The organism is Streptomyces sp. NPDC046379 (assembly GCF_055587785.1).
In genome coordinates, this window is record NZ_JBVJFP010000003.1 from 284,461 (window position 1) to 304,008 (window position 19,548).

The following is a 19,548-nucleotide window of genomic DNA, read 5'->3' on the forward strand; positions in this document are numbered from 1 at the left end:
ACGGGGTGCCGCTGGGCGGGCCCATCGCGGACGGGCTGCCGCCGGATGGGCCCACCGCGGACGGGCTACCGCCGCAGCGACTTCCCGAACCCGGAAGCGAGCGGCATCCGCAGCCCCAGCGGCGGCGGCGCGGCCAGCGCGTCCTCCACGGGCCGGGAGAACGCCCGCCCGAACAGCGCGCCCATCACGAAGTCCTCCGCCAGCGCCAGCACTTCGTCCCGGTGCTGGTGCAACCCGTGCCGGTCCGAGTGCACTTCGAACCGGCACACGTTCCGGTTCGCCTTCTTCGCGCGGGCCGCCAGCCGGAACGACAGCTCCGGGTCCGTGCGCTCGTCGTTGGTGCCGTGCACGATCAGCACCTGCCGCCCGGCGAGCTGCTTCACCGGCTCGGGCGGCGCCGCCATGTCGTCCTCCGGCAGCCAAGGGGCGAGCGCCAGGACGGAGTTGACGGCGTCGTGGCCGCCCGCGCGCAGTGCCGCCCGGCCGCCCATGTCGTAGCCGGCGAGGCACACGGGCACGTCGCCGTAGCGCCGTACCGCCTCGTCGGCGGCCCAGCGGGCGTCGTGCGCCAGATGCGCCTCGCTGCCGTTCCAGCCGCGGTAGCGGTAGTGGACGAGGTGCGCCGCGAGTCCCTCGTCGCGTGCCGCGCGTACCAACCGGCGGCCCAACTGCCGTACATGCGACGTCCCGAGCAGCGGGGAGGGCCTGCGGGCGGAGACCTCGTCGCCGGCCGGGAGCAGCAGCACCACCCCGCTGACCGCCGTCGGCTCCGGGCCGAGCGCCCTCCCCAGCCGGGCCGTGCGGACCGGCGTCGCTTGCTGTGCCATGACAGAACAGTGTCAGAAGCACCGGTGTACGCCACCCTTCCGCACGGTCACCGTTACGTATCGGCCGTTTCGTACAGCGGGCGATCTACGCGCGTAGGAGTTAGAGTGCGGAAATGACGAGCCAGACTGAGCGGACGGGGAACACCCCGAGCCCGGACCAGATCCGCCGGGCGCCCAAGGTTCTGCTGCACGACCATCTCGACGGCGGGCTGCGCCCCGCCACGGTCGTCGACCTCGCCCGCGCCGCGGGCTACCCCCACCTCCCCGAGACCGACCCGGAGAAGCTCGGCGTCTGGTTCCGCGAGGCCGCCGACTCCGGCTCCCTGGAGCGGTACCTGGAAACCTTCTCGCACACCGTCGGCGTCATGCAGACCCGCGAGGCGCTCGTCCGGGTCGCCGCCGAGTGCGCCGAGGACCTCGCCGCGGACGGCGTCGTCTACGCCGAGGTGCGCTACGCCCCCGAGCAGCACCTCGAGGGCGGGCTGACCCTGGAGGAGGTCGTCGAAGCCGTCAACGAGGGCTTCCGGCAGGGCGAGCGCAACGCCCGTGAAGCCGGGCACCGCATCCGCGTCGGCGCGCTGCTGACCGCCATGCGGCACGCGGCCCGCGCCCTGGAGATCGCCGAACTCGCCAACCGCCACCGGGACCTCGGTGTCGTCGGCTTCGACATCGCGGGCGCCGAGGCCGGCTACCCGCCCACCCGGCACCTCGACGCCTTCGAGTACCTCAAGCGGGAGAACAACCACTTCACCATCCACGCCGGCGAGGCCTTCGGGCTGCCGTCCATCTGGCAGGCCCTCCAGTGGTGCGGCGCCGACCGGCTCGGGCACGGGGTGCGCATCATCGACGACATCGAGGTCGCCGAGGACGGCACCGTGCGGCTCGGCCGGCTCGCGAGCTACGTCCGCGACAAGCGCATCCCGCTGGAGCTGTGCCCCAGCTCCAACCTCCAGACGGGCGCCGCCGGCTCCTACGCCGAGCACCCGATCGGGCTGCTGCGCCGGCTGCACTTCCGGGCCACGGTCAACACCGACAACCGGCTGATGTCCGGCACCAGCATGAGCCGGGAATTCGAGCACCTTGTCGAGGCATTCGGTTACACGCTCGACGACATGCAATGGTTCTCCGTCAATGCTATGAAGTCAGCATTCATTCCTTTCGATGAACGACTGGCCATGATCAACGATGTCATCAAGCCCGGTTATGCCGAGCTGAAATCCGAATGGCTGTTCCAGCAGACCGCCTCCACCAGGGGTTCTGTGTCCTCGTAGCGGTGACCGCCGGTTGACCGGGAACGGGGAGCGGGGTGCGTGTTCACAGGGCGTCCGCATTTCGGTGTTTGCGGCGGGGGCGTCCGCGTGTTTACGTTCATGGAATTGTCCCCGCCATCCCCGCTGTCCCGCTTTCCCCGTCATACCGTTCGAGTCAGTCAAGGACGCAATTCATCATGAAGCAGTCTGCTGCCAAGACCCTCGGCGTCGCCGCTCTCGGCGCCGCCTTCGCCGCCGCCGGTGCCGGTGCCGCCCACGCCACTCCCGCCCTGCCCGCGGTCCCCGTCGGCCCGGCCCTCGGCGCCGTGTCCCAGCTGCCGACCGAGAACCTGAGCCAGCCGGTGCAGGGCGCCGACCGGGCGCTGGCCAAGGGTGAGGGAGCGGTCACCACCGGGCTGAACGCCGCCGAGCCGGCCGCCGAGCGGCTGCTCGCCGGCGGGGCCGCCGGCGCGCCCGGCGGTCTCCTCGGCGGCCTGCCCACGAACGGGCTGCCGGTGCAGGGTCTGCCCACGCAGGGCCTGCCGGTGAACGGCATGACCCTCTGACGCCCGCACCCCGCACCTCACACCGATGGGGCGCACCCCTCGCCGACACGAGGGGTGCGCCCCATCGGCGCGTGCGCGGCACGACGGCCCGCGCGTGCCTCGCGGGACGATGCGCGCATCCGCCGCGGCGACGGTCCGCACATCCCCCGTGCGACGGTCACCAGGCCGTGCGCGTCTTCCCCTCCGAGGGCAGCAGGATCCACAGGGCTATGTACAGCAGTACCTGCGGACCCGGCAGCAGGCAGGAGAGCAGGAAGATCACCCGCATCGTGGTCGCGGAGGTGCCGAAGCGCCCTGCCAGCGCTGCGCACACTCCGCCGATCATCCGGCCGTTCGTGGGGCGGGCAAGGCGGGACATGTGCGGCTCCTTCGTGCCTGTACGGCGTCCGTCCGAGGCGCCCGGGTGGCTGCCTCGTCACCGTCCACGTTACGGAGACGAAGGGGGCAAAGCATCACTCCAAGGGGCGATCCCGACCCTGGGAATCGTCGGGGTGCGACCCTGAGCCGTGTCCTGCCGCTCGGGCTCCGCGGGCCGTCGCGCCTCCGCCCGGCGACGCAGCCGGCGTCGCGCGGCCGGCACCAGCGCGAGATGGGCGAGCGCCACGCCCGCCGTGTTCAGCAGCAGCGAGTCGACGTCCAGGACCTGCCCGGGCACATCCGTCTGGAGCAGTTCGATGCCCAACGAGAGCAGCGCTCCCGCGGCGACCGTGCGGGCCAGCGACCCGAGCGGCGAGACGGCCACCTTGCCGCCCGCCAGCGGGAGCAGCACACCGAGCGGCGCCAGCAGCGCGAGCCCCGCGCCGATGCGCCGGGCCGCCTCGGGCCAGCCCAGCGCCAGATCCGCTCGGATGCCGGCGAAGGGCCGGAGGTTGGCGGGCACGACCCACGGCACATCCAGCGGACGCAGCGTGAGCCAGGCGACGAACGCGAGGTGCGCGACGAGGAGGACACCCCCCGTCGCCCGTATGCGGATCGCGGTGTTGCCGCCCACGGAGCCTTCACGCTGCACGCCCCCCAAGACGCGGCGCCCGGCACGATCGGTTCCGGACCGGGCCCGCTGCCTTCCTGAGTCCTGCGCCACACCCGCCCCGGCAGACCGTCACACCCGCCCCGGCGGCCCCTCAGCCGGCCCGGGCCTCCGACGACGGCGGCGCCGCGCTGCCCGGCCGGGAGCGGACGGCGTCCGTGCACTCGTAGCGGTTCGGCCGGGCGTCGCCCGGACCGCCCAGGATGACCGAGCCGTCGCCCTCGGCCGCGGCCGAGTCGGAGAAGGTGCAGACGACCTGCGCGAGGGCGTACGGGGTGAGGTCGCCCGGCGCGGTGCTCAGCCGCAGGGTGTCCTCGGGGTCCCGGGGACGCGGCCCGGTCACCGTCGTGCCGCCGGGCACCACTGTGGAGTACCCGGCCTGCTTCTCGGCGGCCGAGGGCGTCCTCGCCAGTTCGTCCAGCAGCCCCTGCGCCACCAGCACCCGCCGCTCGGAGTCCTCCTCGCCCTCGGGCACGCGCAGCACCCGGTCGACGGTCACCAGCGACGCGCCGCACAGCAGGAACACCTGCACCGGCATCCCGCGCGACGACTGGGTGGCGACGTCCGCCCCGGTGAGGGAGCAGTGCACCCGCGAGGGCGCCGGCCCGAAGTCCGTCGGCACCTCGGTCGGCCGGATCCCGCAGCCGGTCAGCACCCCGGCCAGCAGCGGCAGCGCGAACAGACGGCGTACGTTCATCGGGCGTCCCCCCGCTCGCCGTTCTCCCCCTCGTCCGCGGCGCCGTCGGAGTCCGCCCGCGCGAGGTCCGAGCCGTCCTGCGGCAGCCGCAGCGTGAACACCGCCCCGCCCTCGGGGGAGTTGGCGGCCGTGATGGCGCCGCCGTGGATGTGCGCGTTCTCCAGGGCGATGGACAGGCCGAGCCCGCTGCCCTCGGAGCGCGGCCGGGAGGCGCTCGCCTTGTAGAACCGGTCGAACACGTGCGGCAGGACGTCCTCCGGGATGCCCGGACCGTGGTCGCGCACCGCGATGACGACCTCCTGCCCCTCCTCCCGCACCGACACCCGCACCGGGGAACCGCCGTGCTTGAGCGCGTTGCCGATCAGGTTGGCCATGATCACGTCGAGCCGGCGCGGGTCCAGCCGGGCGTGGATGCCGCGCTCGGCGTCGAGGTCCACGGCGTCCAGCCAGGCGCGCGCGTCGATGCAGGCGGTGATCTGGTCGACCACGTCGACGTCGTCCAGCACCAGCCGGGCGGTGCCCGCGTCGAAGCGGGTGACCTCCATCAGGTTCTCGACCAGGTCGTTCAGCCGCCGGGTCTCGCTCACCACCAGCCGTACCGCGGGCTCGATCATCGGGTCGATGCCGCCCGCCTCGGAGTCCAGCTCCTCCTCCAGCACCTCGGTGACGGCGGTGATGGCGGTGAGCGGCGTGCGCAGTTCGTGGCTCATGTCCGCGACGAACCGGCGCGAGGCGTCCTCGCGCGCGGCCATGTCCGCCACCCGCTTCTCCAGCGCCTCCGCGGCACGGTTGAACGTCCGTGACAGATCGGCCAGTTCGTCGGTGCCCGACACCCTCAGCCGGGTGTCCAGCCGTCCCTCCCCGAGCCGCCGCGCCGCTATCCCCAGCCGGTGCACGGGCTTGAGCACGGTCGTCGCGGCGGCCTGCGCGAGCAGCGCCGAGCCGATCAGCGCGAGCGCGGTGGCGATCCCCAGCGACCAGGCCAGCGAGTTGAGGTCCTTGGCCTCCGGCTCCAGCGACTTGAGCATGTAACCGGTCGGCCCGCCTCCGATCACCCGCGTCCCCGCCACCAGATAGGGGGTCCCGTCGTCGACCTTGCGCTGCCAGTACAGGTGGTACGGCGAGGAGTTGCCCTTGGTGAGCGACTGCTCCCTGTTCACCGCCCTGCGCAGCGACTCGGGCACGTCCGTCAGCGCGAAGCCGCCGAGCCCGCCCGAACTGCCGTACACCGTCCTGCCGTCGGCGTCCCTGGCAACGAGCAGCACGCTGAAGCGCCCGCCGCTGTCGGCCATCTGGCTCGCCGTGCGCTGGAGTTCGTCCTGCCCCGGATGCTCGGGCAGCGTGCCGGCGCGGTTCTGCATCTCCTGCTCGAAGTCGCGCAGCACCGCGTCCTGGGTGCGGGTCAGCACGGCCTCGCGGTTGAGCCAGTACGCGATCCCCGACGCGGAGACCGCGGCGGTCAGCGCCACCAGGCCGAACACGACGACCAGACGCAGCCGCAGGCTGGTGAAGCGCAGCCGTGACCAGAACCCCTTGCGCGCCGCGGCCCAGCCGCGGAGTCCCCCTTGCCCGTTCGTCACTGAGGCGGATCCAGCCGGTAGCCCACGCCCCGCACGGTGCGGATCAGTGTCGGGGACGACGGAACGTCCTCGACCTTGGCGCGCAGCCGCTGCACACAGGCGTCCACCAGCCGCGAGTCGCCGAGGTAGTCGTGCTCCCACACCAGCCGCAGCAACTGCTGCCGGGACAGCGCCTGACCGGGCCGCCGGCTCAGCTCCAGCAGCAGCCGCAGCTCGGTCGGGGTCAGCTGGAGGTCCTCGCCGTTCTTCGTCACCGTCATCGCGGCCCGGTCGATGACCAGGCCGCCGAAGGTCGCGGCGTCGTTCGCCTCCCGCTCGCCGCGCCGCAGCACGGCCCGGATCCGGGCGTCCAGCACCCGGCCCTGCACCGGTTTGACGACGTAGTCGTCCGCCCCGGACTCCAGGCCGACCACGACGTCGATGTCGTCGCTGCGCGCGGTCAGCAGGATGATCGGCAGCTGGTCGGTGCGCCGGATGCGGCGGCACACCTCGAAACCGTCGATGCCGGGCAGCATCACATCCAGCACGATCAGATCCGGCCGCTGCTCGCGCAGCAACTGCAGACCGTCCTCTCCGCTGGCAGCGGTCGCCACGCGGTGTCCCTGGCGCGTCAGTGAGAGCTCCAGGGCCGTGCGGATGGCGTCGTCGTCCTCGATCAGCAACAGGGAAGGCACGGGCTCATTCTGGCCCATGGCGGGGTCGCGTTTCGACACTCGGGCGACTGCGTAGCCGTGCCGCTCTCCTCCGTGACGAACCGGCGGCTCTTCCCGGCGCCCGGCCGCTGTGACAGGTCTGTGACAGTCGGCGGACACGGCCATGAAGTGGCGGCGGCAGAGTTCTGTGCACGGGCCGGGAAGCAGGGCCCGGGCAAGGAACGACAAGCAGGCCGGACACCGGCAAGTCCACGACGGGGGGCGCGAGATGAACACGCTGCACGGCAACAGCACCAGCGCAGTGGTCACGCGTCTGCACGACGTGCACACGCAGCGGGGATCGGAGAAGTCCGGTGCAGTGAGCGGGCGGGGGTGCGCTCGCGGCACCGGGCGTCAGCACACCGTCTACATGACGGTGGTTGACGGTCTGGCGGGGGAGGCTCACGGGGGAGCCGCGTACGGGGAGGACCAGGGGGAGCGGCGCTCCCTGACGGAGGCGGAGTTCACCGCCTACGTCCGGGAGCGCCGCGCCTCCCTGTACGCCACCGCCTACCACCTCACCGGCGACCGCTTCGAGGCCGAGGACCTGCTGCAGAGCGCGCTGTTCTCGACGTACCGGGCCTGGGACCGGATCAGCGACAAGGCCGCGGTCGGCGGATACCTCCGCCGCACCATGACGAACCTGCACATCAGCGCCTGGCGGCGGCGCAAGCTCAACGAGTACCCGACCGAGGAGCTGCCGGAGACGGCCGGCGACACGGACGCGATGCGCGGCACCGAGCTGCGCGCGGTCCTGTGGCAGGCGCTGGCCCGGCTGCCCGAACTCCAGCGCACGATGCTGGTCCTGCGCTACTACGAGGGCCGCACCGACCCGGAGATCGCGGACATCCTCGACATCAGTGTCGGCACGGTGAAGTCCAGCATCTGGCGGTCGCTCCGCCGGCTGCGCGAGGACGAGGTCCTCAGCTTCGGCCGTGACGAGCAGCACGCCTTCGGCGAACTGGTCGCCTGAAGGTCGGTGGGGGGCGGACTCCCGGAAATTTCTTCGGCCCGGGGTGTATCACGGGCCGGGGCCGGGGGTCTGCATGACAGGAACCTCTTCGGGGGTGCCTGACGCAAGGGGTCCCGGGGGAAGCACGGGGGACGGGACCACGGGGGAGAACGGGGGATACGGGGGACCCGATACCCAACGGGGGAACACGGGGGTACGGGGGAAAACGGGGGGAGCACCGCGAAGCGGGGCTGGAGGGCCGGGGGGTCCTTCCGGTCCCGCTTTCGTGTGCGGACCATGTGTGCGGAACCCACGTGCGCGGACCACCCACCCGGATCGAACCTGGGCGGGTCGCGTGCGCGCCTGCCCGGCTACGACTGGACCGGCGACCGGACGGGCGTGCGCGCGCTCGCGCGGCGGCCCGCCGCGGCGGCGGCCAGCCGGCCCATCGCCTCGTCCCGGTCGCAGGCGTACGCGCCCAGCGCGGTCTGGTGGGCGACGATCGAGCGCTCGGCCCGCATCAGGCGCCAGCCGCGGCGCAGCAGGAACGGCACCGACTTGCGGCCCTCGCGCAGGTCCCGCACGAAGCGGCGGCGGAAGGTGCGCACCGGCCCCCGGCTCAGGCACAGCGCGTCGGCCAGCACGCCCAGTTCCCGGCAGCGGGCGACGATCTCGGCGGCGAAGATGCCCTCCGCGATGAACAGCGGGGTGCGGCCGATGTCGACGGTGTCCTCGCCGGTGCGGGCGCTGCGGGAGAGGTCGTAGACGGGAACGGGAGTACGACCCGTTCGGCACAGTCGTTCGATCGCGGCGACGGCCTCGTCCGCGTCCCACGAACCGGGGTGGTCCCAGTCGATGTCCGGGCTCCCCTCCACCAGGGGCAGCGTCGGGTCGTCGCCCTCCTTGTAGAAGTCGTCGAGCCGCAGGACCGGGAGGCCGGAGCGGGCCGACAGGAGGGACTTGCCGGAGCCGGACGGACCGCACAGCAGCACGACGCGGGCGGTCATCGGTGGTTGGGAACTCACGGGACACCAGTGTGCGGCATGGAACGGCCCTCGAACGACCCTGCGGGTCGGCTTTGATGCGGGAGTCACACCTCAATTACCCTTCGTGTCTGACCGGTTACCCGGCGCAGTACGACAAGCACAGCAGAAGGTGGCAGAGATGGCCCGAACCCCGTTCTCCAAGAAGCCGATCGTCCAGCGCGCCCTGGTCGTCCTCGCGACCGTCGGCGTGGCCCTGGGGGCGGGCGCGACGACGGCCTCGGCGGCCTCGCCCGACGCCCCGCCCGCGCCCCTGGGCGACCTCGACGCCCAGAGCGGGCCGGAGCCCCAGACCGGCCCGCTCGGCCACGCAGTCGCCCCGGTGGTCGGCCTCAAGCCCAACCCGCTGGCCGGCACGGGCGTGGACCCGCTGGACAACGGCGTCGGCACCCAGGTCGCCGACTTCCGGCCGGTGTCGTCCCAGGACGTGACCCGGCCGGTGGCGCAGGCTCCGTCGGTGGGGGCGATTCCCGTGGTGGGGGAGGCGGCGCGGCTGCTGACGCCGGGCCGGGGGTGACGGCGGCGCGGGCCGCGGCTCCCCCGGACGGAGGGGAAGCGCGGCCCGCGGGGTGCGGCGCCCGGTGGACCCGGCCGTCAGTAGGCGGAGCCGGACGCGCCCAGGGAGCCCGTCGGGTGCCAGACGGTCTTGGTCTCCAGGAACGCCGTCATGCGGTCGGTGCCCGGGGTCGCCGCCCAGTCGTCCACAGGCTGTGGACGCAGAACGCGCTTGAGGTTGTCCGCCGCGGCGATCTCCAGTTCCTTCGCCAGCGTCTCGTCGGCGCCCGCGAGGTCGATGGCGTTGACGTCCTGGTGGGCGGCGAGCGGCGCCGCGATCTCCGCCGTACGCCCGGACAGGACGTTGACGACCCCGCCGGGGACGTCGGAGGTGGCGAGAACCTCGCCGAGGGACAGCGCCGGGAGCGGGGCCCGCTCGCTCGCCACCACGACCGCCGTGTTGCCGGTCGCGATCACCGGGGCCAGCACCGAGACCAGGCCGAGGAACGACGACTCCTGCGGGGCCAGGACGGCGACCACGCCCGTCGGCTCCGGCGAGGAGAGGTTGAAGAACGGACCCGCGACCGGGTTGCCGCCGCCGACCACCTGGGCGATCTTGTCGGTCCAGCCCGCGTACCAGACCCAGCGGTCGACGGCCGCCTCCACCTGCTCGGCGGCCTTCGACTTCGACAGGCCCTCCGCGTCGGCGACCTCGTGCACGAACTGCCCCCGGCGGCCCTCCAGCATCTCCGCGACGCGGTAGAGGACCTGGCCGCGGTTGTACGCCGTCGCCCCGGACCAGCCGCCGAACGCCTTGCGGGCGGCGACCACCGCGTCACGGGCGTCCTTGCGGGAGGAGAGGGGCGCGTTCGCCAGCCACTTGCCCTTTGCGTCGGTCACCTCGTACACCCGGCCGCTCTCGGAACGCGGGAACTTCCCGCCGACGTACAGCTTGTAGGTCTTGAAGACGCTCAAACGGTCAGACATCGAGGTACGCCTCCAGGCCGTGGCGGCCGCCCTCGCGGCCGAAGCCCGACTCCTTGTAGCCGCCGAACGGCGAGGTCGGGTCGAACTTGTTGAACGTGTTGGACCAGACGACGCCGGCGCGGAGCTTGTTCGCGACCGCGAGGATGCGCGAGCCCTTCTCCGTCCAGATGCCCGCCGACAGGCCGTACGGGGTGTTGTTGGCCTTGGCCACGGCCTCGTCCGGCGTGCGGAAGGTGAGGACCGACAGGACCGGGCCGAAGATCTCGTCACGGGCGATCGTGTGCGCCTGGGTGACGCCCGTGAACAGCGTCGGGGCGAACCAGTAGCCGTTCTCCGGCAGTTCGCAGGCGGGCGACCAGCGCTCGGCGCCCTCCGCCTCGCCGCGCTCCACCAGTGACGTGATCCGCGAGAGCTGCTCGGCGGAGTTGATCGCGCCGATGTCCGTGTTCTTGTCCAGCGGGTCGCCCAGGCGCAGGGTGGACAGCCGGCGCTTGAGGGAGTGCAGCAGTTCGTCCTGGACCGACTCCTGGACGAGGAGGCGGGAGCCCGCGCAGCAGACCTGGCCCTGGTTGAAGAAGATGCCGTTGACGATGCCCTCGACGGCCTGGTCGATCGGGGCGTCGTCGAAGACGATGTTGGCGCCCTTGCCGCCCAGCTCCAGGGTGAGCTTCTTGCGGGTGCCCGCGACCGTCCGCGCGATCTCCTTGCCGACCGCGGTGGAGCCGGTGAAGGCGACCTTGTTCACGTCCGGGTGGGCGACCAGCGCGGCGCCCGCGTCGCCGTAGCCGGGAAGGATGTTGACGACGCCCCGGGGCAGGCCCGCCTGGCGGCAGACGTCCGCGAAGAACAGGGCGGACAGCGGGGTCGTCTCGGCGGGCTTGAGGACGACCGTGTTGCCGGTCGCCAGGGCCGGGGCGATCTTCCAGGCCAGCATCAGCAGCGGGAAGTTCCAGGGGATGACCTGGCCGGCGACGCCGAGGGGGCGCGGGGCCGCGCCGCTGTGCCCATGCGTCGTCCCCCGGCCGAACCCTGCGTGCTCCAGCTTGTCCGCCCAGCCCGCGTAGTAGAAGAAGTGCGCGGCGACCAGCGGCAGGTCGGTGTCGCGGGTCTCCCGGATCGGCTTGCCGTTGTCCAGGGTCTCCAGGACGGCCAGCTCGCGGCTGCGCTCCTGGATGATCCGGGCGATGCGGAAGAGGTACTTGGCGCGCTCGGAGCCGGGCAGCGCCGACCACTTCTCGAACGCCTTGCGGGCGGCCTTCACCGCGCGGTCCACGTCCTCGGCGCCCGCCTGGGCGACCTCGGAGAGCACCTCCTCGGTGGCCGGGGAGACCGTCTTGAAGACCTTGCCGTCGGCGGCCTCGACGAACTCGCCGTCGATGAACAGCCCGTACGAGGGCGCGATGTCGACGACCGCGCGGGACTCCGGGGCGGGTGCGTACTCGAATGCGGATGCCATGGTGATCAGTCCACCGTCACGTAGTCGGGGCCGGAGTAGCGGCCGGTGGCCAGCTTCTGGCGCTGCATCAGCAGGTCGTTGAGCAGGCTGGACGCGCCGAACCGGAACCAGTGGTTGTCCAGCCAGTCCTCGCCCGCCGTCTCGTTGACCAGGACCAGGAACTTGATCGCGTCCTTGGTGGTCCGGATGCCGCCGGCCGGCTTCACACCGACCTGGACGCCGGTCTGGGCGCGGAAGTCGCGCACCGCCTCCAGCATGAGCAGGGTGTTCGCCGGGGTCGCGTTGACGGCGACCTTGCCGGTGGACGTCTTGATGAAGTCCGCCCCGGCGAGCATGCCGAGCCAGCTCGCCCGGCGGATGTTGTCGTACGTCGACAGCTCGCCCGTCTCGAAGATGACCTTCAAGCGGGCGAAGTCGCCGCAGGCCTCCTTCACGGCGGCGATCTCGTCGTACACCTTCAGGTACCGGCCCGCGAGGAAGGCGCCGCGGTCGATGACCATGTCGATCTCGTCGGCGCCGGCGGCGACGGCCTCGCGGACGTCCGCCAGCTTCACGGCGAGCGGGGCGCGGCCGGCCGGGAAGGCGGTGGCGACGGAGGCGACCTTGACGTCGGAGCCGGCGACGGCCTCCTTCGCGTACGGCACCATGTCGGGGTAGACGCAGACGGCCGCCGTCGCGGGCGTCGTACGGTCCGTCGGGTCGGGGCGGACCGCCTTGGCGCCGAGCGCCCGGACCTTGCCCGGGGTGTCCGCGCCTTCCAGCGTCGTCAGGTCGACCATCGAGATGGCGAGGTCGATGGCGTACGCCTTCGCGGTGGTCTTGATGGAACGGGTGCCGAGCGAGGCGGCGCGCGCCTCCAGGCCGACCGCGTCGACGCCGGGCAGCCCGTGGAGGAAGCGGCGCAGCGTGCTCTCGTTGGCCGCCACGTCCGCGAGGGGGTGCGCGGAGGGTGTATGAGTGGGCATGGTCACCAGACGAGCATATCTACGCGCGTAGCGGCTGTACAGCCCTCGGACCGGGGGCGCTCCGCTCCGCGGGCGGGGGCGTCGGGCAGAATCGGGGGCATGACGAGCCCCGACCACAATTCCCCAGCGCAGCGGCCCCCGGCCCCCACGACCCGGGACCGGATCTACCGGTCGCCCATGGGTCTCGTCGGCGGCGCCCTGCTGCTCGGCCTCGGCGGCTGGCTGGGCGTCGACGCGATCGTGCGGGGGGAGGGGCGGACGCCGCTGCTGTCGGTCGCGGTGCTGCTGCTCGGGGTGCCGCTGGTGGTCGCCTTCACCCTGCGGCCCGCGGTGTTCGCCGGGGAGGACCGGCTGAAGGTGCGCAATCCCTTCCGGGTGATCCTGCTGCCGTGGGGCGAGGTGGTCTCGGTGCGGTCCGGTTACTCCAACGAGGTCGTCGACAAGGCGGGCGTGAAGTACCAGCTGTGGGCCATTCCGGTGTCGCTGCGGGCGCGCAAGCGGGCGGCTCGGCGGGAGGAGCGGCGCCTGGCCGGTGACGCGGGGCGGCGGCGGGGCGGCTTCGACGTGTTCGGCGGGGGCGTCGGAGCGGTCGGGCCGGAGGCCGATGGGCCCGTCCGGTCGGAGAGCGACCAGATCATCCATGACCTTCGTCAGACGCTGGAGGCGCGGGAGAAGGCGGCGACCGCGCAGGGCGAGGTCAGGGTGCGGTGGGCCTATGAGGTGCTGGTGCCGGCGGGGGTGGGGGCTGTGATGCTGGCGGTTGTGCTGTTGATGGGGTGACCGGTGGCGGCTGGGGGCGCCGGGGTCGTCGAGTTCCGGTGGTGCTCCGTCGTGCGCGGTTCCCCGCGCCCCTGGAGGGCGTGATGGCTCGCCGGGGGTGCCGAGCCCCGGCGTCGCTCCGCCGTGCGCGGGTCCCCGCGCCCTCGGGTGCTGGAGGGGCCTGGCGCCGGGTGGGGGCCGGCGCCAGGGGGATGGGGCGAGGGTGGCCGGCTGCTTCGGGCCGGGGTGCGGGTGAGGGCCGCTGTTGCGAGGCGGGACGCGGGTGGCGTCAGAGGCCCGCTGCCGCCGACAGGTCCTGCTTGAGTGCCGTCAGCAGCTGGGTCGCCCTCTTCCGGGCCTCCGGGAGCGCCTCCCTCGACGGGACCGGGACCACTGCCTCCAGGTAGCACTTCAGCTTCGGCTCCGTGCCGCTCGGGCGGACGATCACCCTCGCGCCGTCCAGCGTGTAGCGCAGGCCGTCCGTGGGCGGCAGTGTCCCCGCCCCCCGCGTCAGGTCCTCGGCGAGGGTGACGGGCAGGCCCGCCAGCCGGGTCGGCGGGTGCTCGCGGAGGGTGCGCATCGCCGTGGCGATGACCGACAGGTCCTCCACCCGGACCGACAGCTGGTCCGTCGCGTGCAGGCCGTGCTCCAGCGCCAGGTCGTCCAGCAGGTCCAGGAGCGTGCGGTTCTGCGACTTGAGGACCGACGCCAGTTCCGTGATCAGGAGCGCCGCCGTGATGCCGTCCTTGTCGCGGACGCCCTCCGGGTCCACGCAGTAGCCGAGGGCCTCCTCGTAGCCGTAGCGGAGGTTCTCCACCCTCGCGATCCACTTGAAGCCGGTCAGGGTCTCCTCGTGGCGGAGGTGCGCCTTCTCCGCGATACGGCCGAGGAGGGAGGAGGAGACGATCGACTCCGCGAACGTGCCCGTCACGCCCCGCGCCACCAGGTGGGCGGCCAGCAGCGCGCCCACCTCGTCGCCGCGCAGCATGCGCCAGTCGCCGCCGTCCCTCACCGCGACCGCGCAGCGGTCCGCGTCCGGGTCGTTGGCGATGACCAGGTCCGGGTCCGTCTCCCGCGCCCTGGCGAACGCCAGGTCCATCGCGCCCGGCTCCTCCGGGTTGGGGAACGCCACCGTCGGGAAGTCCGGATCCGGGTCCGCCTGCTCGGCCACCAGGTCGGGGGGCGGGAAGCCGGCGCGGGCGAACGCCGCGAGGAGGACGTCCCTGCCGACGCCGTGCATCGCCGTGTAGACCGTGCGCGCGGTGCGGGGGGAGCCGGGGGACAGGACCGCGTCCGTGCGCTCCAGGTAGGCCTGGAGGACCGTGTCGTCCAGGGTCTCCCAGCCCGTCTCGGGGCGGGGGACCGTGGTGAGGGTTGTCGTTCCTTCGATCTCTGCCGCGATCTCCGTGTCCGCCGGGGGGACGATCTGGGAGCCGTCGCCCAGGTAGACCTTGTAGCCGTTGTCCCTCGGCGGGTTGTGACTCGCCGTCACCTCCACGCCCGCCACCGCGCCCAGGTGCCTTATCGCGAACGCCAGCACCGGGGTCGGGAGCGGGCGGGGCAGGACCGCCGCCCGCAGGCCCGCGCCCGTCATCACCGACGCCGTGTCCCTCGCGAACTGCGCCGACTTGTGGCGGGCGTCGTAGCCGATCACGACCAGGCCGTCGGCGGCGCCGTGCTTCTTCAGGTACGACGCCAGGCCCGCCGCCGCGCGGATCACCACGGCGCGGTTCATGCGCATCGGGCCCGCGCCCAGTTCGCCGCGCAGGCCGGCCGTGCCGAACTGGAGGGTGCCGCTGAAGCGGGACGCCAGCTCCGGTTCGTCGTCCGTCTCGATGAGACGGGTCAGTTCCTCGCGGGTCTCCGGGTCGGGGTCCTCGGCCAGCCATGCCTGGGCCCGTGCGGTGAGGTCTTCTTGCACGTCTTGGTCCAGCCTCTCGGGTGGGTGGGGGGTTGTGGGTGGTGGGTGGGTTGCGGTTCCTGGCTGCGGTGGGTTCTCGGTTGCGGTTCCTGGCTGCGGTGGTCTGTCGGGGTGGGTTCCCGGTTGCGGGTTCCTGCCTGCGGCGGCCTGTCGGGGTGGGTTCTCGGTTGCGGTGGCGCTGTCGCCGAGTGCCTCGTCGGGGCCGGGCCGGGGGTGTCCGTCCTCGGAACGGCGCGGAATCGGTCTGTTGCAAGAGGTACCCGTGTTGACGCGCCAACCGCTGCGGGCGGACACCCCCGGCCCGTCCCCTTCCCGCCGTACGCGGCCCACCCGCCGTCGTGGCCACAGCGGTTGGGCGTCGGCCCCAGGAGGGACTACGGCGCTCTACAAGCGGTCCAGCACCCGCGTCAGCAGTTCGCCCATGCGTGCCGCCGAGTCGCGGCCCGCCTGGAGGACCTCCTCGTGGTTCAAGGGCTCGCCGGTCATGCCCGCCGCCAGGTTGGTCACCAGGGAGATGCCGAGGATCTCCGCGCCCGCCTCACGCGCCGCGATCGCCTCCAGCACCGTCGACATGCCCACCAGGTCCGCGCCGATCACCCGGGCCATGCGGATCTCGGCGGGAGTCTCGTAGTGCGGGCCCGGGAACTGGGCGTAGACGCCCTCCTCCAGGGTCGGGTCGATCTCCTTGCACAGGGCCCTGAGCCGAGGGCTGTAGAGGTCGGTGAGGTCGACGAAGTTCGCGCCCACGATGGGGGAGGTCGCCGTCAGGTTGATGTGGTCGCTGATCAGGACCGGCTGGCCGGGGCGCATGCCCTCGCGCAGGCCACCGCAGCCGTTGGTGAGCACGACCGTCTTGACGCCCGCCGCCACGGCCGTGCGGACTCCGTGGGCCACCGCCGCCACCCCGCGGCCCTCGTAGTAGTGCGTGCGGCCCAGGAAGACCAGGGCCCGCTTGTCGCCGACGCGGTACGAGCGGATCTTGCCGCCGTGGCCCTCCACGGCCGGCGGCGGGAAGCCCGGCAGCTCGGTGACCTGGAACTCGACGTCGGGCGCGCCCAGCGCGTCCACGGCCGGGGCCCAGCCGGAGCCCATCACGAGGGCGACGTCGTGGGACTCGGCGCCGGTCAGTTCGCGCAGGCGTGCGGCGGCGGCGTCGGCGGCGGCATGGGGGTCGCCCTGGATGTCGTCCGGAAGAAGAGATGCGTTCACGCGCACGAGGGTAGCCGGTTCGGGCCTACGCGCGTAGATGATGGAGCTCACGCGCGAATGATCGTTGTGCGGTCGTTTCCTCAGCAGGGGCGCTTGCGCAGCTCCATCACGTAGTCGTGCGGGGCTCCCGCCGACTCCGCCGCGTCCGCGAGTTCGCCCAGGTAGCGGGCGGAAGGGAGGCCGCCCTCGTAGCCGTTCAGGACGTGCGCCCAGGCCCGCTCCTCGCCGGCCAGCGTGTGCACGCGCAGCTGGATCCTGCGGTATATGTCCAGGTCGGAGCCCACCCAGCGGTCGAGTGACTCCTCGTCCATCGGGGCGATGTCGTACAGCGCCACGAACACCTGGTCACCGGGTGACTCGACCACCGTCGCCAGCGAGCCGTCCCAGCCCATCTGCTCCCCGCCGAACGTCAGGCGCCAGCCGGTCAGCCAGCCGGTGGCGCGCAGCGGCGAGTGCGGGGCGCGGCGGGACATCAGCCGCGCGTCGAGGTGGGCGGCGTACGCGGCGTAGAGCGACATGGGGTGAGGGTACGGCAGCCGGAGTGGGCCCCGGGGCGGTGGCCGGTGCGGGCGTGCGGGACAATGGAGTACGTGACTCGGATCGTGATCATCGGTGGCGGACCCGGCGGATACGAAGCGGCCCTGGTGGCGGCTCAGCTCGGCGCGGAGGTGACCGTCGTCGATCGCGACGGTCTGGGCGGGGCGTCGGTGCTCACCGACTGCGTGCCGTCGAAGACCCTTATCGCTACGGCCGAGGTGATGACCACCTTCGACTCCTCGTACGAGGAGCTGGGGATCATCGTCGCGGACGACACCCCGCCCGAGGAGATGAGCGCCCGGATCATCGGCGTCGACCTCGGCAAGGTCAACCGACGGGTGAAGCGGCTCGCGCTGGCCCAGTCCCACGACATCACCGCGTCCGTGACGCGGGCCGGCGCCCGTGTGCTGCGGGGGCGGGGGCGGCTGGATGGCATGCAGGCCCTCGACGGGTCCCGCAAGGTCGTGGTGGAGGCCGTCGACGGGAGCGAGGAGACCCTCGTCGCCGACGCCGTGCTGATCGCGACGGGCGGGCACCCTCGTGAGCTGCCCGACGCCCGGCCCGACGGGGAGCGCATCCTCAACTGGACCCAGGTCTACGATCTCGACGAGCTGCCCGAGGAACTCATCGTCGTGGGCTCCGGTGTGACCGGCGCCGAGTTCGCCGGCGCCTATCAGGCGCTGGGCTCGAAGGTCACCCTGGTCTCCTCCCGCGACCGGGTGCTGCCCGGCGAGGACCCGGACGCCGCCGCCGTGCTGGAGGACGTCTTCCGGCGGCGCGGCATGAACGTCATGGCGCGCTCGCGGGCCCAGTCCGCCAAGCGCGTCGGCGACCGGGTCGAGGTCACCCTCGCCGACGGGCGCGTCATCAGCGGCTCCCACTGCCTGATGGCCGTCGGCGCCATCCCCAACACGGAGGGGATGGGCCTGGAGGAGGCCGGGGTGAAGCTGCGGGAGTCGGGGCACATCTGGACCGACAAGGTGTCGCGGACGACCGCTCCCGGGGTCTACGCCGCCGGCGACGTCACGGGCGTGTTCGCGCTCGCCTCCGTGGCCGCCATGCAGGGGCGCATCGCCGTCTACCACTTCCTCGGCGACGCGGTCACTCCGCTGAACCTGAAGACCGTCTCCTCGAACGTCTTCACCGACCCCGAGATCGCCACCGTCGGGTACACCCAGGCCGACGTCGACTGCGGGAAGATCGACGCCCGGGCCGTCAAGCTGCCGCTGCTGCGCAACCCCCGCGCCAAGATGCAGGGCATCCGGGACGGGTTCGTCAAGATCTTCTGCCGGCCCGGCACCGGGATCGTGGTGGGCGGCGTCGTCGTCGCGCCGCGCGCCTCCGAGCTGATCCATCCCATCTCGATCGCCGTCGACAACAACCTGACGGTCGAACAGATCGCCAACGCCTTCACCGTGTACCCCTCGCTGTCGGGGTCGATCGCCGAGGTCGCGCGCCAGTTGCACACCCGCAAGACGGAGAGCGAGAGCTGACGAGCGGGCGGTTTGGGGCTTATACCACTTCCGGGTGTCGGCTGCGAACATCTTCTGCTATTCGGCGCAAACTGCTGAAAGCAGACGGTCGTTGGGGTTACTGTCAGTTTCGTGTTCGCTGCAGAACGTCGCCAGTTGATCCTCGAAATGGTGCGAGCGAACGGGGCCGTGTCGCTCCGTGAGCTGGCCCGCGTCGTCCAGACCTCCGAAGTGACCGTACGGCGGGACGTGCGCGCGCTGGAGGCAGAAGGACTCCTCGACCGCCGGCACGGCGGTGCCGTACTGCCGGGCGGGTTCACCCGCGAGTCCGGCTTCCCGCAGAAGTCGCACCTCGCGACCGCGGAGAAGACGGCCATCGCCGACCTCGCCGCCGGCCTCGTCGAAGAGGGCGAGGCCATCGTCGTCGGAGCCGGTACGACGACCCAGGAGCTGGCCCGCCGGCTCGCCCGCGTCCCAGGCCTGACCGTCGTCACCAACTCGCTGCTGGTGGCCCAGGCGCTGGCCCACGCCAACCGCGTCGAGGTCGTGATGACCGGCGGGACGCTGCGGGGCTCCAACTACGCCCTGGTCGGCTCCGGCGCCGAGCAGTCGCTCCAGGGGCTGCGGGTCTCCCGGGCCTTCCTGTCCGGGAGCGGGCTCACCGCCGAGCGCGGGCTGTCCACGTCCAACATGCTCTCCGCGTCCGTCGACCGCGCCCTGGTGCAGGCCGCCGCGGAGGTGGTCGTCCTCGCCGACCACACCAAGCTGGGCACGGACACCATGTTCCAGACGGTCCCGACGGACCTGATCGCCCGGCTGGTGACGGACGAGCCGCCCGCCCACGACGACCGGGCGGCCACCGAGCTGCAGGCGCTGGCGGACCAGGGCGTCCAGATCACCGTCGCCGGCACCGGCGCCCAGGGCAGCGGAGGTGGCCCGGGAAACCCTGACGCCCCGGCGCGCCGGCAACGCGGGGACGTGCCCCTTCCGGGCCCGCGCCGCGGCCGGCTGCCCGGGGCCACGCTGCGGCCCCTGGGCGACCAGGCCGCCGGGGCCGAACGGGCGGCGCGGGTGGCCGACCTGCGGCGCCGGTGACACGAACGGCGAAGCGCC

20 protein-coding genes are annotated in these 19,548 nt (G+C 72.7%); 7 read left to right on the forward strand and 13 right to left on the reverse strand.

Annotated elements, in window-relative coordinates:
• Positions 1–65: 65 nt before the first annotated feature.
• The gene (locus tag ACZ6KF_RS08185) at positions 66–827 is read right to left on the reverse strand and encodes an alpha/beta hydrolase (RefSeq protein ID WP_356636136.1); all 762 of its coding nucleotides are present in this window, start codon (positions 825–827) and stop codon (positions 66–68) included.
• Positions 828–940: 113 nt separating this feature from the next.
• Here ACZ6KF_RS08185 and ACZ6KF_RS08190 point away from each other — a divergent pair, with 113 nt between their 5' ends.
• On the forward strand, positions 941–2,098 hold the full coding sequence (locus tag ACZ6KF_RS08190; RefSeq protein WP_469176137.1) for an adenosine deaminase: 1,158 nt from the start codon (positions 941–943) through the stop codon (positions 2,096–2,098).
• A 176-nt stretch (positions 2,099–2,274) separates the two neighbouring features.
• Positions 2,275–2,643 carry an ATP-binding protein gene (locus tag ACZ6KF_RS08195; RefSeq protein WP_356636140.1) on the forward strand — a complete coding sequence of 123 codons (369 nt, stop codon included), beginning with the start codon at positions 2,275–2,277 and terminating at the stop codon, positions 2,641–2,643.
• Positions 2,644–2,800: 157 nt separating this feature from the next.
• On the opposite strand, the gene ACZ6KF_RS08200 is transcribed toward ACZ6KF_RS08195, so the two are convergent.
• The 5 genes from ACZ6KF_RS08200 to afsQ1 all read right to left on the reverse strand — a co-directional run bounded on the left by ACZ6KF_RS08200 (position 2,801) and on the right by afsQ1 (position 6,621).
• Complete coding sequence (locus tag ACZ6KF_RS08200) at positions 2,801–3,001, reverse strand: PspC domain-containing protein (protein ID WP_356636142.1); 201 nt, start codon at positions 2,999–3,001, stop codon at positions 2,801–2,803.
• Between the two features lie 69 nt (positions 3,002–3,070).
• Positions 3,071–3,652: a VanZ family protein gene (locus ACZ6KF_RS08205; protein ID WP_356636144.1), complete on the reverse strand. Its 582-nt coding sequence runs from the start codon at positions 3,650–3,652 to the stop codon at positions 3,071–3,073.
• Positions 3,653–3,764: 112 nt separating this feature from the next.
• Entirely contained in the window at positions 3,765–4,367 is a 603-nt protein-coding gene (locus tag ACZ6KF_RS08210; RefSeq protein ID WP_469237760.1) for a hypothetical protein, read from the reverse strand.
• Positions 4,364–5,947 carry an ATP-binding protein gene (locus tag ACZ6KF_RS08215; protein ID WP_356636148.1) on the reverse strand — a complete coding sequence of 528 codons (1,584 nt, stop codon included), beginning with the start codon at positions 5,945–5,947 and terminating at the stop codon, positions 4,364–4,366. The genes ACZ6KF_RS08210 and ACZ6KF_RS08215 overlap by 4 nt, the downstream gene beginning before the upstream one ends.
• Positions 5,944–6,621 (reverse strand): two-component system response regulator AfsQ1, encoded by a 678-nt coding sequence (gene afsQ1 / locus ACZ6KF_RS08220; protein WP_356636150.1) that lies wholly within the window; start codon positions 6,619–6,621, stop codon positions 5,944–5,946. The genes ACZ6KF_RS08215 and afsQ1 overlap by 4 nt, the downstream gene beginning before the upstream one ends.
• A 247-nt stretch (positions 6,622–6,868) precedes the next feature.
• Between afsQ1 and ACZ6KF_RS08225 the strand changes: the two genes are divergently transcribed.
• The gene (locus tag ACZ6KF_RS08225) at positions 6,869–7,612 is read left to right on the forward strand and encodes a SigE family RNA polymerase sigma factor (protein WP_356636152.1); all 744 of its coding nucleotides are present in this window, start codon (positions 6,869–6,871) and stop codon (positions 7,610–7,612) included.
• A 350-nt stretch (positions 7,613–7,962) separates the two neighbouring features.
• Here the strand turns inward: ACZ6KF_RS08225 and ACZ6KF_RS08230 are convergent, their stop codons facing one another.
• Positions 7,963–8,685 carry a uridine kinase family protein gene (locus ACZ6KF_RS08230; RefSeq protein WP_356636154.1) on the reverse strand — a complete coding sequence of 241 codons (723 nt, stop codon included), beginning with the start codon at positions 8,683–8,685 and terminating at the stop codon, positions 7,963–7,965.
• A 70-nt stretch (positions 8,686–8,755) separates the two neighbouring features.
• Here ACZ6KF_RS08230 and ACZ6KF_RS08235 point away from each other — a divergent pair, with 70 nt between their 5' ends.
• On the forward strand, positions 8,756–9,151 hold the full coding sequence (locus tag ACZ6KF_RS08235) for a hypothetical protein (RefSeq protein ID WP_469157465.1): 396 nt from the start codon (positions 8,756–8,758) through the stop codon (positions 9,149–9,151).
• Between the two features lie 77 nt (positions 9,152–9,228).
• Here the strand turns inward: ACZ6KF_RS08235 and ACZ6KF_RS08240 are convergent, their stop codons facing one another.
• From ACZ6KF_RS08240 to deoC, 3 genes are read right to left on the reverse strand one after another with little or no spacing between them, the layout of a single operon-like run.
• Positions 9,229–10,116 (reverse strand): aldehyde dehydrogenase family protein, encoded by an 888-nt coding sequence (locus tag ACZ6KF_RS08240; RefSeq protein ID WP_356636158.1) that lies wholly within the window; start codon positions 10,114–10,116, stop codon positions 9,229–9,231.
• The gene (locus tag ACZ6KF_RS08245) at positions 10,109–11,572 is read right to left on the reverse strand and encodes an aldehyde dehydrogenase family protein (RefSeq protein WP_356636160.1); all 1,464 of its coding nucleotides are present in this window, start codon (positions 11,570–11,572) and stop codon (positions 10,109–10,111) included. Before ACZ6KF_RS08245 ends, ACZ6KF_RS08240 begins: the two co-directional genes overlap by 8 nt.
• Positions 11,573–11,577: 5 nt before the next feature.
• The gene (deoC, locus tag ACZ6KF_RS08250; protein WP_469157464.1) at positions 11,578–12,543 is read right to left on the reverse strand and encodes a deoxyribose-phosphate aldolase; all 966 of its coding nucleotides are present in this window, start codon (positions 12,541–12,543) and stop codon (positions 11,578–11,580) included.
• Between the two features lie 93 nt (positions 12,544–12,636).
• On the opposite strand from deoC, the gene ACZ6KF_RS08255 reads away from it, so the two are divergent.
• On the forward strand, positions 12,637–13,317 hold the full coding sequence (locus ACZ6KF_RS08255) for a PH domain-containing protein (RefSeq protein WP_356636164.1): 681 nt from the start codon (positions 12,637–12,639) through the stop codon (positions 13,315–13,317).
• Between the two features lie 268 nt (positions 13,318–13,585).
• Here the strand turns inward: ACZ6KF_RS08255 and ACZ6KF_RS08260 are convergent, their stop codons facing one another.
• The 3 genes from ACZ6KF_RS08260 to ACZ6KF_RS08270 form a co-directional block, all read right to left on the reverse strand.
• The gene (locus ACZ6KF_RS08260) at positions 13,586–15,217 is read right to left on the reverse strand and encodes a phospho-sugar mutase (protein ID WP_356636166.1); all 1,632 of its coding nucleotides are present in this window, start codon (positions 15,215–15,217) and stop codon (positions 13,586–13,588) included.
• A gap of 384 nt (positions 15,218–15,601) precedes the next feature.
• A complete protein-coding gene (locus ACZ6KF_RS08265) occupies positions 15,602–16,426 on the reverse strand; it encodes a purine-nucleoside phosphorylase (RefSeq protein ID WP_356637238.1) in 825 nt (274 codons plus the stop codon).
• 80 nt (positions 16,427–16,506) lie between these two features.
• Positions 16,507–16,944, reverse strand: a complete 438-nt coding sequence (locus tag ACZ6KF_RS08270) for a gamma-glutamylcyclotransferase family protein (protein WP_356637236.1) — start codon at positions 16,942–16,944, stop codon at positions 16,507–16,509.
• Positions 16,945–17,007: 63 nt separating this feature from the next.
• Between ACZ6KF_RS08270 and ACZ6KF_RS08275 the strand changes: the two genes are divergently transcribed.
• Both ACZ6KF_RS08275 and ACZ6KF_RS08280 read left to right on the forward strand, forming a co-directional pair.
• Complete coding sequence (locus tag ACZ6KF_RS08275; protein ID WP_356637234.1) at positions 17,008–18,456, forward strand: NAD(P)H-quinone dehydrogenase; 1,449 nt, start codon at positions 17,008–17,010, stop codon at positions 18,454–18,456.
• 111 nt (positions 18,457–18,567) lie between these two features.
• Positions 18,568–19,530, forward strand: coding sequence for a DeoR/GlpR family DNA-binding transcription regulator (locus tag ACZ6KF_RS08280; protein ID WP_356637232.1), 963 nt, complete (start codon positions 18,568–18,570; stop codon positions 19,528–19,530).
• Positions 19,531–19,548: the final 18 nt, after the last annotated feature.